The following is a 13975-nucleotide window of genomic DNA, read 5'->3' on the forward strand; positions in this document are numbered from 1 at the left end:
AAACCCTTGCTTTCCCCCAGCCTTTCGCGTATTCGCCCTCCCCTTCGGAACCGTCTGGCCAATGGCATGCCAGGACGGTTCATCAATACGCCAGAGGACGGGGCTCACGCTCCGCAGAGAAATGCCGAAACTGAAGACCAAGTCAGGCGCCAAAAAGCGCTTCAAAATCACTGCGTCTGGCCTGATCAAGGCCGGCGTCGCGGGCAAGCGCCACCGGCTGATGAGCCACAGCGCCAAGTACATCCGTCAGAACCGTGGCACGAAGGTCATGTCGTCGTCCGACGTCAAGACCATCAAGTCCTACCTGCCCTACGGCCTTTGATCGGAGCACTGACACATGGCACGCGTTAAAAGGGGCGTTGTCGCCCACGCCCGTCACAAGAAGGTTCTTGAGCAGGCCAAGGGCTTCTACGGCCGCCGCAAGAACACCATCCGCACGGCCAAGGCCGCGGTGGACAGGGCCGGCCAGTACGCCTACCGCGACCGCAAGGTCCGCAAGCGTAACTTCCGCTCGCTCTGGATCCAGCGCATCAACGCCGCGGCCCGCATCGAGGGTCTGACCTACGCGACCTTTATCCACGGCCTTGACCTGGCCGGGATCGAGATCGACCGCAAAGTCCTGTCGGACATCGCGGGCAACGACCCCACCGCGTTTAAGGCCATCGCTGAGAAGGTTCGCGCCGCTCTGGCTTGAGGCCCGGGAGCCCTTGGCTCCTAAAGCATTCAAAGCCCTTCGGCCGAACCGCCGGAGGGCTTTTTGCTGTCCTCTTCCCGCGCCCTGTCACCCCCTCTAAGAACGCCGTGTCATGACCGCCAAACTCGAAGCCGACCTCACCGCCGCCATCGCGGCCGCCCCTGACCTCACGGCCCTGGAGGCCGTCCGCGTCTCGGCCCTGGGCAAGTCCGGGGCGATCTCCGACCTGCTCAAGTCGCTGGGGGGCATGTCCCCCGACGAGCGCCGTGAACAGGGCCCGCTGATCAACGGCCTGCGCGACCGCGTTCAAGCGGCCATCACCGAGCGCAAGGCCGCCCTGGAAGCCGCCGAGCTGGACGCCCGCCTGGCCTCCGAACGCGTCGATCTCTCCCTGCCGCCGCCGCCGCGTCGCAAGGGCGGGGTCCATCCCACCATGCAGGTGATGGACGAGATGATCGCCATCTTCGCCGACATGGGCTTCTCCCTGGCCGAGGGGCCGGACATCGAGACCGACTTCAACAACTTCACGGCCCTGAACTTCCCTCCCAAGCATCCGGCCCGGGAGATGCACGACACCTTCTTCCTGCCGGAGAACGAGCAGGGGGAGCGCAAGGTGCTGCGCACCCACACCAGCCCGGTGCAGGTCCGCGTCATGAACCGCACGAACCAGAAGCCGGCCGCCCCGTGGATCGCCTCAGGGCAAGAGCCGCCGATCCGCGTCATCGTGCCGGGCCGCACCTTCCGCAAGGATAGCGACCAGACCCACACCCCGATGTTCCACCAGATCGAGGGCCTGGTGATCGACAAGGTCATCCACATGGGCCACCTGAAGTGGACCCTGGAGACCTTCCTCGGCCGGTTCTTCGAGACCCCGGACGTGGTCACCCGCTTCCGTCCGCACCACTTCCCCTTCACCGAGCCCAGCGCCGAGATGGACGTCCAGTGCGACCGCTCCGGCGGCGAGGTGAAGATCGGCCAGGGGACCGACTGGCTGGAGATCCTCGGCTGCGGGATGGTCCACCCCAATGTGCTGCGCAACTGCGGCCTGGATCCGGACGTCTGGCAGGGCTTCGCCTTCGGCTGCGGCGTCGACCGGCTTGGCGTCCTGAAGTACGGGATGCCCGACCTGCGCGACATGTTCGCCACCGACGTCCGCTGGCTGCAGCATTACGGCTTCTCGGCCTTCGCCGCGCCGAACCCGGCGGCGGGTCTGTCGTGAGGGTGGTCGAACAGGACTGGCGCAGTCTGGACCAGTTCCCGTTCGGGGACGGTCCGGAACTGGCCGACGAGCTTCTCGCCCTCATCCTTGAAGGCAAGAAGACCGCCACCTGCTGGAGCGTCGCCGAGGGGCTGAAGGGGTCCGAGGTCGGCAAGCGCTGGGTCGCCCAGGACGGCGCGGGCCGGCCCCGCGCCGTCCTCGAGACCACCGAGCTCACCCAGCGCCGCTTTGACGCCGTGGACGCCCCGTTCGCCTTCGAGGAGGGCGAGGACGACCGCACGCTCGAAAGCTGGGCCCGCGAGCACGAAGCCTATTTCACCCGCAACGGCGGATACGCTCCGGACATGCTGCTCTGGTGCGAGCGCTTCCGCCTGATCGAGATTCTCGGCGAAGGAGCCGACCAATGAAGTTCACCCTCTCCTGGCTGCGCGAGCACCTCGACACCACCGCGTCGGTCCCCGAACTGGTGGAGGCCATGACCATGGCGGGCCTCGAGGTCGAGCACGTCGCCGACCCCGCCACCAAGCTTGCGGCCTTCACCGTCGCCAAGATCGTGGAAGCGGTTCAGCACCCCAACGCCGACCGCCTGCGGGTCTGCCAGGTGGACACCGTCGACGGCCGCAAGGAGATCGTCTGCGGCGCCCCCAATGCGCGGGCGGGTCTGACCACCATCTACGCCCCCATCGGCGCCTATGTGCCGGGCCTCGGCGTGACCCTGGTGGAGAAACCGGTGCGCGGCGTGGTCTCCAACGGCATGCTCTGCTCGGCCTCCGAGCTGGAGGCCGCATCCGAGTCCGACGGAATTATGGACCTGCCCGACAGCCTGGCCGTGGGGACCCCGGCCGCCACGGCTCTGGGCCTGGAGGCGGTGATCGACTTCGAGGTCACCCCCAACCGGCCCGACTGGCTGGGCGTCGTCGGCATCGCCCGCGACCTGGCCGCCGCCGGCCTGGGGACCCTGAAGGACATCGCCATCGCCCCGGTGGCCGGGAGCTTCGCCAATCCCATCGAGATCCGGCTGCCGGCCCCCGAGGCCTGCCCGGCCTTCTCCGGTCGGCTGATCCGCGGCGTGAGGAACGGGCCGTCCCCGGCCTGGCTGGCCCAGCGCCTGACCTCCATCGGCCTGCGCTCCATCAACACCCTGGTGGATATCACCAACCTGATCACCTACGACCGCGCCCGGCCGCTCCACGTCTATGACGCCGCCAAGCTGACCGGCGGCTACGTCGAGGCGCGCATGGGCGCGGTGGGCGAGGAGGTCGCCGCCCTCGACGGCAAGACCTACGCGGTCAGCCCCGACATCTGCGTCATCGCTGATGCCTCAGGCGCCATCGGCCTGGGCGGGGTCATGGGCGGCGAGACCACCGGCTGTTCGGAAGCCACCACCGAGGTCTTCCTGGAAAGCGCCTGGTTCGATCCGATCCTGACCGCCCAGACCGGCCGTTCGACCGGCATCAATTCCGACGCCCAGTACCGCTTCGCCCGCACCGTCGATCCCCAGTCCCTGGTCCCCGGCCTGGAGCTGGCGACGAAGCTGATCCTGGAGCTCTGCGGCGGCGAGGCCTCCGAGGTCACCCTGGCCGGCGAGGCGCCCGCTCCGCCCACCGCCATGAGCTTCGACCGGTCCTATGTGAAGAAGCTGTCGGGCCTGGATATCGGCGACGCGCGGATCGACGAGATCCTCACCAAGCTCGGCTTTGCGGTGGCCGGCGACCAGGTCACCCCGCCCTCCTGGCGCCGTGACGTCGAGGGCAAGGCCGACCTCGTCGAGGAGGTGGCCCGCATCCAGGGCTATGACGCCCTGCCCGCCACGCCCCTGCCCGAACTGGCGCCTGCCGCCGGCGGCGTGCTCACCGTGCGCCAGGGCCGCGTCCGCGTGGCGCGGCGCGCCATGGCCGCCCGCGGCTATGCCGAGACCATCACCTGGAGCTTCACCGCCCAGGCGACCGCGAAACTGTTCGGCGGCGGCGATCCGAAACTGGTGGTCACCAACCCCATCGCCTCGGACCTGGACTGCATGCGGCCGTCCATCCTGCCCAACCTGATCGAGGCCGCGGGCCGCAACGCCCGGCGCGGCTTCCCCGACCTGGCGGCCTTCGAGATCGGCCCGCTCTATCGCGGCGACGAGCCTGAGGACCAGGTCACCGTGCTGGCCGCCCTGGTGGCGCCCCACCCGCCCCGCCGCTGGGACGGCGCCAAGGCCGACCCGCTGTTCGACCTCAAGGCCGACCTGATGGCCATACTGGAGGAGATCGGCGCGCCGAACCTGCAGCTGGTCCAGGGGTCGACCTCCGACTGGTGGCATCCCGGCCGCTCGGCCCGGCTGCAGCTTGGCCCCAAGACCGTGGTGGCCGAGTTCGGCGAACTGCACCCGCGCGTTCTCAAGGCCCTGGACGTCGACGGCCCCCTGGTGGCCTTCGAGCTGAACCTGGACGCCATCCCCGAGGGCAAAAGGAAGTCCACCAAGACCAAGCCCGCCCTGGACATCTCGGCCCTCATGCCGCTCAGCCGCGACTTCGCCTTCGTGGTGGGCTCCGAGGTGGCGGCCGGCGACCTGGTCCGTCCCATCCTGGCGGCCGACAAGGCCCTGATCGCCGACGCCCGCGTCTTCGACGTCTATTCGGGCCCCGGCGTGCCCGAGGGCTCCAAGTCGGTGGCCGTCGAGGTCCTGGTCCAGCCCCGCGAGAAGACCCTCACCGAGCCCGAGATCGAGGCCCTGTCGGCGAAGATCGTCGCCGCGGCCGAAAAGACCGTGGGCGCCAAGCTGCGGAGCTGAGCCGGCCTATTCCCGCTCCTGAGTCAGGCGCTCCCGGGCCTCACGCTCGACATCGGCGACCAGGGCGTCGGCGGCGTCGTTCTTGGTCTCAACCACCGGGTGGGCCGGCGGCTCGTGCGCGCTGCCGGCCTTCAGGCCCAGGGCTGTGAAGGCCTCGCCGCCCTCCTGGCCGAACAGGCTGCGCACCCGTACGTCCATCTGCGGGTAGGGGACCTCGATCTGGGCCGAGCGCAGGGCGTCCTCGATCGCCCAGGTATAGGCCGCGTGCATGGCCGCCGGCCGCTTCACCGCGTCGAAGGTCGGCCACACCACCAGCTCGAAATTCAGGGCCGAGTCGCCGAACCCGATCAGCCACACCTGGGTCTTGCGGTCCTCCGTCTCCGGCAGGGTGAAGGGGGTGGCGCGCGCGGCCTGGATCACCACGTCGCGCACCAGGGCCTTGTCCACCCCGTAGGCCACCGAGAAGGGGACGTGGATCCGCCGGGTGCCGCCCTTCAGGGTCCAGTTGATCACCTGGCTCTCGATCAGCTTGGAATTGGGGATGACGACATTGAGCCCGTCATTGGTGCGAACCCGCGAAGCCCGAGGGCCCACCTCGGCGATCACCCCCCGCACCCCGTTCTCCAGCTCGATGAAGTCCCCCACATGGACGTGGGGATCGAAGATCAACACCAGGCCCGAGACGAACTCCCGCACGACGCCTTGCAGGCCAAGACCGACCCCCACCCCCAGGGCGCCGGCGAAGACCGCCAGCGAGGTCAGGTCGATCCCCAGGGTGGACAGGGCCACGACGAACCCGGCCACCACCAGGCCGTAGCCCGACAGCTTCTCGACGATGTAGATGATCGGCCGACCGCCCCGGGCGCGACCGCGCCATCGGCTCAGCCCCCCCGACACCAGGCGGGCGGCGATGAACCCCGCCGCGACGATGACCGCGGCCACCGCGAGCTTGCCGGCAGGGACCAGCCACTGACCGGTGGCGAACCACTCCCAGACCGTGGCGGACAATTTCTCCAAGCGCGCACTCCCCTGGGCGCCCGGCGCTCAGGCGCCGGGACACTGCATTTCCAGAGCTACGCCTTGGAGGTCGACGGGTTCCCGCCAACGCTCTTGAATCGCTCCAGGCGTCATCCCATACATCCAGCATGACCACGTCCAGCCCTGACAAGCCGCTCAAGGCCAAGCCCGCCCTGGAACGCTGGCTGGAGACCGCCCTGTTCCGGTCCCGCTGGTTGATGGTGCCCTTCTACCTTGGGCTGGTGGCGGCGCTAGCCGCTCTGGTGGTGGTCTTCGTCAATGAGGCCTGGCGGGAATTCAGCCACATAGGGTCCATGAGCCCTGAACAGGCCATCCTCATGGCCCTATCCCTCATCGACCTGTCCCTGGCGGGAAATCTACTGCTGATCGTGATCTTCTCAGGCTACGAGAACTTCGTCTCCAAGATCGACACTGGGGACGACGAGGATCGCCCCGGCTGGATGGGCACGGTGGACTTCGCCGGCCTGAAGCTGAAGCTGATCGCCTCCATCGTCGCGATCTCGGGCATCGCCCTGCTGAAGGCCTTCATGCAACTGGCGGAGAACGAGCCGATGTCCGACCGGAATCTGGCCTGGCTGGTGGGCATCCACCTGACCTTCGTGGTGTCTGGGGTGATGCTGGCCTTCATGGACCTGCTGGCCTCAAAGACCGAACGGCATTAGCGCGCGCTGGCTGGCGTCCACGTCCGCCTGGCATGCTCTATAGAGAGAGGGCTCTGGCCGCCGCTTAGAATGGCCAGGTCCGGCGTTTGCGGCTGAAGCCGAGATAGCCGATATTGGCGCCCAGGCGCAGGCCGACGCCGGCGCGGATCGGGGCCAGGATGACCTCGTCGGACTGCAGGTAGTTCACGCCTAGCCCGCCCACCAGATAGGCCGTGCCCTCGACGCCCGGGAAGCGCTGGAAGAGGATCTCCGGGTACTGGAGATTGTAGCAGAGGGTGAAGACGCGGCTGGCGTTGCCCCCCAGGTCCCAGCCCACCGACGGGCCCTGCCAATAGACCTCCAGCGGCTCTCGGTTCTTCATGTACAGCAGGCCCTTGCCATACCGGGCGCCGATCGAGATCGCGCCTGAAGCCTCCTGGCCGGCGATATAGGCCGTGGGCCGGCCGTTGTCGCGGAACACCCGCTCGATGGCGCCGCCCGCCGCCTCCGCCGTCACGCCCAGGAAGTCGGAGACGTTGTTGACCATCTCCTCGCGGGTGAACGGCTCGGCGGGAGCCTCTCCCGGATTGGGGTACTGATTTGGCTGATTCTGGTTGGGATAGGCCGGCGGCGCGGCCGGATAGGTCGGCGTCTGATAGGGCCCGTTCTGCCCCGGCTGCTGGGCCTTGGCGGCCCCCGCGGCGCCCAGCGTGGCCAGGCCCGAAACGATCAGTGTGCGGCGATCCATGGAACGTCCCCGAGTGAAGGCGAAACAGCCTCCCATCCCCTGGCGTCATCAATGCGGCGGTCCATCTTAACGCCCGATTAAGCATGATGGCGCGGCAAGCTGCCCTCCACCCTCGCAGGAGCGCCGGAATGTGGTAGAGGCTGGCGCACCATGAGCACCCCTCTTTCCAAAATCCGCAACTTCTCCATCGTCGCCCACATCGACCATGGCAAGTCGACCCTGTCCGATCGCCTGATCCAGGAGACCGGCGGCCTCACCAAGCGTGAGATGACCGAACAGGTGCTGGACAACATGGAGATCGAGCGCGAGCGCGGCATCACCATCAAGGCCCAGACCGTGCGCCTCGACTACACGGCCCGCGACGGCGAGACCTATGTCCTGAACCTGATGGACACGCCTGGCCACGTGGACTTCGCCTATGAGGTCAGCCGCAGCCTGGCCGCCTGCGAGGGCTCGATCCTCGTGGTCGATAGCAGCCAGGGCGTGGAGGCCCAGACGCTGGCCAACGTCTACCAGGCCATCGACAACAATCACGAGATCGTCCCGGTCCTCAACAAGATCGACCTGCCCGCCGCCGAGCCCGAGCGGGTGCGCCAGCAGATCGAGGACGTCATCGGCATCGACGCCTCCGACGCGGTGCTCTGCTCGGCCAAGACCGGCGAGGGCATCGCCGACGTCCTGGAGGCCGTCGTCACCCGCCTGCCGCCCCCCAAGGGCGACCGCGACGCCCCGCTCAAGGCCCTGCTGGTGGACGCCTGGTACGACCCCTACCTCGGCGTCGTCGTCCTGGTCCGCGTCCTCGACGGGGTGCTGAAGGCGGGGATGAAGGTGCGCATGATGAATGCGGGCGTCACCCACCAGATCGACCGCATCGGGGTCTTCAAGCCCAAGCAGACCGAGACCGGCGAGCTTGGCCCCGGCGAGATCGGCTACATCACCGCCCAGATCAAGCAGGTGGCCGACGCCGCGGTCGGCGACACCATCACCGATGAGAAGCGCCAGACGGCGACCGCCCTCCCGGGCTTCCGCGTCGCCCAGTCGGTGGTGTTCTGCGGCCTGTTCCCCGTGGACGCCGCCGACTTCGAGGACCTGCGCGCCGCCATCGGCCGCCTGCGCCTGAACGACGCCTCCTTCACCTACGAGATGGAGACCAGCGCGGCCCTCGGCTTCGGCTTCCGCTGCGGGTTCTTGGGCTTGCTGCACCTGGAGATCATCCAGGAGCGCCTCAGCCGCGAGTTCGACCTCGACCTGATCGCGACGGCGCCCAGCGTGGTCTACAAGATCGGCCTGAACGACGGCTCGGAGCTGGAGCTGCACAATCCGGCCGACCTGCCCGATCCCGTCAAGATCGCCACCATCGCCGAGCCCTGGATCAAGGCCACCATCCTGACCCCCGACGAGTATCTCGGCTCGGTGATCAAGCTCTGCCAGGACCGCCGCGGCGAACAGCGCGAGCTCAGCTATGTCGGCTCCCGCGCCCTGGTGGTCTACGACCTGCCGCTCAACGAGGTGGTGTTCGACTTCTACGACCGTCTGAAGAGCGTCTCCAAGGGCTACGCCTCCTTCGACTACGCCATCGAGGGCTACCGGGTCGGCGACCTGGTGCGGATGTCGATCCTGGTGAACTCAGAGCCGGTGGACGCGCTGTCCATGCTGGTCCACGCCGACCGGGCCGAGGCCAGGGGCCGGGGCATGGTGGAGAAGATGAAGGACCTCATCAGTCCCCACATGTTCCAGATCCCGATCCAGGCGGCCATCGGCGGCCGCATCATCGCGCGCGAGACCGTGCGCGCCCTGCGCAAGGACGTGACGGCCAAGTGCTACGGCGGCGACATGAGCCGCAAGCGCAAGCTGCTAGACAAGCAGAAGGCCGGCAAGAAGCGCATGCGCCAGTTCGGCAAGGTGGAGATCCCGCAGGAAGCCTTCATCGCGGCGCTGAAGATGGACGCGGACTAGCGACCAATACCCTTCTCCCCTTGCGGGAGAAGGGTCCACGCGCCCCTTGCCCCGGCGCACCGCCCTCGCCTAGAAATCGCCTTCAAGCTTGGCTATGACGCCGGCTAGTCCTTGAGGAGCACACCTGAATGCGCAAGATCCTGGTTCTCGCCGTCACCGCCGCCGCCCTGCTGACCGCCGCCTGCAACACCATCGCCGGCGCGGGCCAGGACGTCTCGGCCGCCGGCCGCGCGGTCAGCGGCGCCGCCGACGACGTCAGGCGCTAGGGCCGCTTCCGGGCGTCCTCCCGCCCCTGGAATTCATGAGGCTTCTCCGCGTCTTGCTCATCAAGGAGTTGCGCGGCTGAGACCTTCCCGCTGGCGCGGTGGGACCTAACGACGCGCCCTATTGGGGAACTTCAAGCCCCGCCTGGGATTGCGAAGATCATGTTCCCGATGCGACCGCCCGCCACCTTGGACTCCCAGGGCCCCGACACCCATATGGCGGTCATGTCCCGTCATGAACGCCCCACCCTTGTCCAGGCCATGCTGCGCGGCCTGCGCGGCCGCTGCCCGCATTGCGAGCGCGGCGCCCTCTATTGGAAATACCTGAAGGTCGAGCCGCGCTGCCAGGTTTGCGGCCACGACATCGCCCAGTACCCGGCCGACGACGGCCCGGCCTATTTCACCATCCTCATCGTCGGCCACCTGCTGGTGGCGCCGCTGCTGCTGTTCCCGATCATCTGGCAGGCGCCGGCGGCGATCATGCTGCCCGCCACCCTGATCCCCCTGGCGGCCGCGACCCTGGCCCTGCTGCCCCGGGTGAAGGGGGCCTTCATCGGCCTGCTCTACGCCCTGAAGGTCAAGGAGCAGGACGCCCACCTGCATACCGCCGATATGGCGGACTAGGTCGGCCAGAGCGTGACAGCCTGAAGTGGGAACCGGTTCAGGCGCCCGTCACGCTCTCACTTTAGAGGGAGCCCTTTTTGTCCTTTCAGATTCTCTGGAAGGAAAGGGCTCCGGCAACCTTAACCGGCGGCGCCCGTTTTCAGGCTTGATCGCCTGGCCACCCGGCCAGGCTCTTGGGAGGCTTGAGCCATGTCGCTGGGGACCATTCTACTCATCATTCTCGTGCTCGCCCTGATCGGCGCCCTGCCCACCTGGGGCCACTCGCGCTCCTGGGGCTACTTCCCCTCCGGCGGCCTGGGCCTAGTGCTGGTGATCGTCCTGATCCTGGTCCTGATGGGTCGGATATAGCGCAAGCGCCCTTCGCCTGAACGCAAAGACCCGCGAGCCCTCTAGGATCAGGTTTTACCTGATCCGTTAACGAGGGCTCGAACTCCAAAACCTAGAGCGCGCCGGTCGGGTTAACCGGCTTCCACTTAACCCTGGCGCGCTCTAGCATTCCCGCCAGTGAGTTCGTCGGGGGGAATGCATGACGGTTACCGAGAGCGGCGGAGAACTTCCGCCTGAGGCCATGGCGCCGGGGCTCACCTCGATGCAGCGCTTCAAGGCCATCCTGGGCGGCTCGGCTGGCAACTTCGTCGAGTGGTATGACTGGTTCGTCTACTCCTCCTTCGCCCTCTATTTCGCCAAGCACTTCTTCCCCAAGGGCGATGAGACCGCCCAGCTGCTGCAGGCCGCCGCGGTGTTCGCCGTGGGCTTCCTCGCCCGGCCCATCGGCGCCTGGTTCATGGGCCTCTACGCCGACCGCGCCGGCCGCAAGGCGGCCCTGACCGTCTCGGTCTCCATGATGTGCGCCGGCTCCTTCGCCATCGCCATCATCCCCGACTATTCGATGATCGGCACTGCCGCCCCGGTGGCGCTCGTCCTGGCGCGTCTCGTCCAGGGCCTGTCGCTGGGCGGGGAGTATGGCGCCAGCGCCACCTACATGTCGGAGATGGCCGGCAAGAAGCGCCGCGGCTTCTGGTCGAGCTTCCTGTTCGTCACCCTGATCCTGGGCCAGCTCACCGCGCTTGGCGTGCTCATCCTGCTGCAGAACATTCTGTCGCCGGAAGATCTCTCCCAGTGGGGCTGGCGCATTCCCTTCGCCATCGGCGGGGTCCTGGCCATCGTGGTGTTCTGGATCCGCACCGGCCTGGAGGAGAGCCAATCCTATCTCACCGCCCAGGCCGAGGGCGCCGAACGCTCGCGCACCATGCTGCTGTTCGTGAAGTTCCCCAAGGAGACGGCGACCATCTTCGCCCTGACCTCGGCCGGGTCCTTGGCCTTCTACGCCTACACGACCTACATGCAGAAGTTCCTGGTCAACACCTCGGGCTTCACCAAGGACGCGGCCACGGCGATCACGGCCGCGGCCCTGCTGGTCTACATGATCGCCCAGCCGGCCTTCGGGGCCCTGTCCGATGTCGTGGGCCGCAAGGCCACCCTGCTGGCGGCCTTCCTGCTGGGAAGCATCTTCACCTACCCCATCTTCTCGCGGATCGCCGTGACCTCGGACGCCACCATGGCCTTCGCCCTGATGTGCGCCTTGGTGCTGATCCTCTCGGGCTACACCGCCGTCAACGCCGTGCTGAAGGCCGAGCTGTTCCCGGCCCATGTTCGTGCGCTGGGCGTCGCCCTGCCCTACGCCACGGCTAACGCCATCTTCGGCGGCACGGCGGAATATGTCGCCCTGTGGTTCAAGAAGGAGGGCATGGAGAGCGGCTTCTACGTCTATGTCGCCTCCATCATGGCCATCGCCTTCCTGGTGGCGCTAACCCTGCGCGACACCAACAAGCACAGCCTGATCACGGAGGACTAGAGCATGTCAGGCGCAAGTGGGAACCGGTTCGCCGCCCGGACATGCTCCAACTTCAAAAGGGTATAGTTTCGCCCATGCCGCTCTCGCCCCTGGACCTGACGGCGCTCCTCGTCTTCGCCGTCGCCTGGCTGGCCTACGAGCCCCTGCTCAAGGCCGCCGCCCGGGGCCGGGGGGCCATCAACACCGACCTGACCCTCATCCGGCTGACCTGGATGAAGAACATGGCCGGGCGGGAGAACAAGTTCATGGACGGCCAACTGCTGGGCCACGTCCTGAACTCGGCCTCCTTCTTCGCCTCCTCCAACCTGATCCTGATCGCCGCCGCCGCCGGCGTGCTGTTCGGCGGCGAGAGCACCTTCCGCTCGGCCTCCAGCCTGGTGGTGATCAAGACCTCCACCCGCCTGCTGTTCGAATTCCAGATCGCGCTGGTGCTGGTGGCGCTGGCCCGCGGCCTGCTCGACTTCATCTGGGCCATCCGCCAGATGAACTACTGCATCGCCGTGGTGGGCGCGGCGCCCGACACCGAGGACCAGGCCTTCAAGGACCGCTACGGCGAGGCGGCCGCGCGGCTGCTCAACCCGGCGCTCTCAGCCTTCAACGCCGGCGTGCGCGGCTACTACTTCGCCCTGGCGGCGGCGGCCTGGCTGTTTGGACCGATCAGTTTCCTGGTGGTCACCCTCGGCGCGGTCAGCCTGCTGATCTGGCGCCAGCGCCATTCCAAGGCCGCCGCCGCCATCCGCGACCTGCGCGCATTGCTGGGGGCCGGTCCTCCTCCTCCCGCTTCGGGTGAGGAACGCTAGAGCCCGAACTCGGCCCTCTGCTTGCGGGTCAGCTTCGCGGCAATCAGGGCATGGGCGGTCTTCAGCCAGTCAGCCACCTCGGCTGCATCCATCCCCGCCATGTCCTCGAACCACACCCACCTGGCGCGCGCGAGATACGGCGCGGGCTTCCCACGCCCGCTTTCGGTCAGCGCCTCGAAGGCGATGTCGCTGGCCTTGAAGGAGAAGCTCGTCCCCGCAGCCCCAGTCGCCGCGAACATCTTGCCGCCGACCTTGTAGACATGGTCGTCCCCCCACTGGACGTCCATCGTGGCGCCGGGCAGGCCCAAGCAGGCCTTGTCGAATTCGGCTGGGGTCATGGGTGTCCTCGGCGCTGGGGGGCTCAATATACGGTGAGGGTGCTCGACTTGCCCATCACCCGGCTGACGCCGCGCGAAGGATATGACACTGTTATGCGAAGACTCAGGGAGGCGAAGATGGGCGACAGACTGCGCGGGGCGCTGGTCCTCGGGGCGATGCTCAGCCTGGCCGCAACAGGCGCCGCCTGGAGCGCCGGCGGCGGTGGTGGCGGCGGTGGCGACATGCCGAGCATGTCGGCCCCGACCTACGATCCGGCCGCCGAGTACGTGAAGGGCGTCGAGGCCCTCAACGCCAGCAAATTCAAGGACGCCGAGCGCGCCCTTGGCCGGGTCGTCGCCGTCCTGCCCCAGAACGCCGAAGCCTGGCGCCTGCTGGGCCTCGCCAACGCCGGCCAGAACGACCTGAAGGGCGCGCGCCGCGCCTATGAGAAGGCCGTGAAGCTGGAGCCCGACAACATCGAGGCACGTCGCGGCCTGGGCGTGGCGCAGGGCGCTCTGAAGGACGCCAAGGCCCAGGCTCAGCTGGACTGGCTGAAAGCCCGCGCCCAGGCCTGCGGAACCTGCGGCGACGCTCCCGCCCTCGCTGCGGCGGTGACGGCGGTGGAGAGCGCCATGGCCGGCGGCGCGGTGGCGACCTCCGGCTCACTACTGTTGGCTGGCCCCGCCGCCGGGGATCGCACCTATCTGACCGCCGTCAGCTTGATCAACGAGCGCCGCTATGATGAGGCTCTGGTCTCCCTGGCCGCCGCCCGGGAGGCCCTGGGCCCGCACCCCGACATCCTCACCTATCAGGGCTACACCTGGCGCAAGAAGGGCCAGCCGGAACAGGCCGAGGCCTATTACCGCCAAGCCCTGGCCATCGCCCCCGACCATCGCGGGGCCACGGAATACTACGGCGAGCTGAAGGTGGAACGCGGCGACCTGGCCGGGGCGCGGGTCATGCTGGCCCGCCTGGACCGCATCTGCGCCTTTGGCTGCGCCGAAGCCGAGGAGCTCCGTCGCTGGATCGACGCCGGCCGCGAA

16 protein-coding genes are annotated in these 13975 nt (G+C 67.9%); 13 read left to right on the forward strand and 3 right to left on the reverse strand.

The window, feature by feature from the left end; translation table 11 throughout:
• The first annotated feature begins 121 nt into the window (after nucleotides 1–121).
• From rpmI to pheT, 5 genes are all read left to right on the forward strand, one after another.
• On the forward strand, nucleotides 122–322 hold the full coding sequence (gene rpmI / locus RMO97_RS19290) for a 50S ribosomal protein L35 (RefSeq protein WP_215342450.1): 201 nt from the start codon (nucleotides 122–124) through the stop codon (nucleotides 320–322).
• A 15-nt stretch (nucleotides 323–337) separates the two neighbouring features.
• Nucleotides 338–694, forward strand: coding sequence for a 50S ribosomal protein L20 (rplT, locus tag RMO97_RS19295; RefSeq protein ID WP_310542627.1), 357 nt, complete (start codon nucleotides 338–340; stop codon nucleotides 692–694).
• 112 nt (nucleotides 695–806) lie between these two features.
• Entirely contained in the window at nucleotides 807–1913 is a 1107-nt protein-coding gene (gene pheS / locus RMO97_RS19300; protein ID WP_310542628.1) for a phenylalanine--tRNA ligase subunit alpha, read from the forward strand.
• Nucleotides 1910–2320, forward strand: coding sequence for an ASCH domain-containing protein (locus RMO97_RS19305; protein WP_310542629.1), 411 nt, complete (start codon nucleotides 1910–1912; stop codon nucleotides 2318–2320). The genes pheS and RMO97_RS19305 overlap by 4 nt, the downstream gene beginning before the upstream one ends.
• Nucleotides 2317–4689 (forward strand): phenylalanine--tRNA ligase subunit beta, encoded by a 2373-nt coding sequence (gene pheT, locus RMO97_RS19310; RefSeq protein ID WP_310542630.1) that lies wholly within the window; start codon nucleotides 2317–2319, stop codon nucleotides 4687–4689. The genes RMO97_RS19305 and pheT overlap by 4 nt, the downstream gene beginning before the upstream one ends.
• Before the next feature lie 6 nt (nucleotides 4690–4695).
• On the opposite strand, the gene RMO97_RS19315 is transcribed toward pheT, so the two are convergent.
• Entirely contained in the window at nucleotides 4696–5706 is a 1011-nt protein-coding gene (locus RMO97_RS19315) for a mechanosensitive ion channel domain-containing protein (RefSeq protein WP_310542631.1), read from the reverse strand.
• A gap of 128 nt (nucleotides 5707–5834) precedes the next feature.
• Here RMO97_RS19315 and RMO97_RS19320 point away from each other — a divergent pair, with 128 nt between their 5' ends.
• A complete protein-coding gene (locus RMO97_RS19320) occupies nucleotides 5835–6389 on the forward strand; it encodes a TIGR00645 family protein (RefSeq protein ID WP_310542632.1) in 555 nt (184 codons plus the stop codon).
• Between the two features lie 64 nt (nucleotides 6390–6453).
• Here the strand turns inward: RMO97_RS19320 and RMO97_RS19325 are convergent, their stop codons facing one another.
• Entirely contained in the window at nucleotides 6454–7116 is a 663-nt protein-coding gene (locus RMO97_RS19325; RefSeq protein WP_310542633.1) for a DUF1134 domain-containing protein, read from the reverse strand.
• A 150-nt stretch (nucleotides 7117–7266) separates the two neighbouring features.
• Here RMO97_RS19325 and lepA point away from each other — a divergent pair, with 150 nt between their 5' ends.
• From lepA to RMO97_RS19355, 6 genes are all read left to right on the forward strand, one after another.
• The gene (lepA, locus tag RMO97_RS19330) at nucleotides 7267–9072 is read left to right on the forward strand and encodes a translation elongation factor 4 (RefSeq protein ID WP_310542634.1); all 1806 of its coding nucleotides are present in this window, start codon (nucleotides 7267–7269) and stop codon (nucleotides 9070–9072) included.
• A 128-nt stretch (nucleotides 9073–9200) separates the two neighbouring features.
• A complete protein-coding gene (locus RMO97_RS19335) occupies nucleotides 9201–9338 on the forward strand; it encodes an entericidin A/B family lipoprotein (protein ID WP_310542635.1) in 138 nt (45 codons plus the stop codon).
• Between the two features lie 159 nt (nucleotides 9339–9497).
• Nucleotides 9498–9959: a DUF983 domain-containing protein gene (locus tag RMO97_RS19340; protein ID WP_409035341.1), complete on the forward strand. Its 462-nt coding sequence runs from the start codon at nucleotides 9498–9500 to the stop codon at nucleotides 9957–9959.
• A 189-nt stretch (nucleotides 9960–10148) separates the two neighbouring features.
• The gene (locus tag RMO97_RS19345; RefSeq protein WP_304700238.1) at nucleotides 10149–10307 is read left to right on the forward strand and encodes a DUF3309 family protein; all 159 of its coding nucleotides are present in this window, start codon (nucleotides 10149–10151) and stop codon (nucleotides 10305–10307) included.
• A gap of 220 nt (nucleotides 10308–10527) precedes the next feature.
• Entirely contained in the window at nucleotides 10528–11814 is a 1287-nt protein-coding gene (locus RMO97_RS19350; RefSeq protein WP_409035342.1) for an MFS transporter, read from the forward strand.
• A 74-nt stretch (nucleotides 11815–11888) separates the two neighbouring features.
• On the forward strand, nucleotides 11889–12614 hold the full coding sequence (locus tag RMO97_RS19355) for a DUF599 family protein (protein ID WP_310542637.1): 726 nt from the start codon (nucleotides 11889–11891) through the stop codon (nucleotides 12612–12614).
• Here RMO97_RS19355 and RMO97_RS19360 read toward each other — a convergent pair.
• Nucleotides 12611–12952, reverse strand: a complete 342-nt coding sequence (locus RMO97_RS19360) for an MmcQ/YjbR family DNA-binding protein (protein WP_310542638.1) — start codon at nucleotides 12950–12952, stop codon at nucleotides 12611–12613. The two genes, RMO97_RS19355 and RMO97_RS19360, sit on opposite strands and share 4 nt — an antisense overlap.
• Nucleotides 12953–13069: 117 nt before the next feature.
• Between RMO97_RS19360 and RMO97_RS19365 the strand changes: the two genes are divergently transcribed.
• Nucleotides 13070–13975 (forward strand): tetratricopeptide repeat protein (locus tag RMO97_RS19365; RefSeq protein ID WP_310542639.1); only part of this gene is annotated, 906 nt, incomplete at its 3' end.

Source organism: Phenylobacterium sp. (genome assembly GCF_031425575.1).
Taxonomy (GTDB): Bacteria; Pseudomonadota; Alphaproteobacteria; order Caulobacterales; family Caulobacteraceae; genus Phenylobacterium.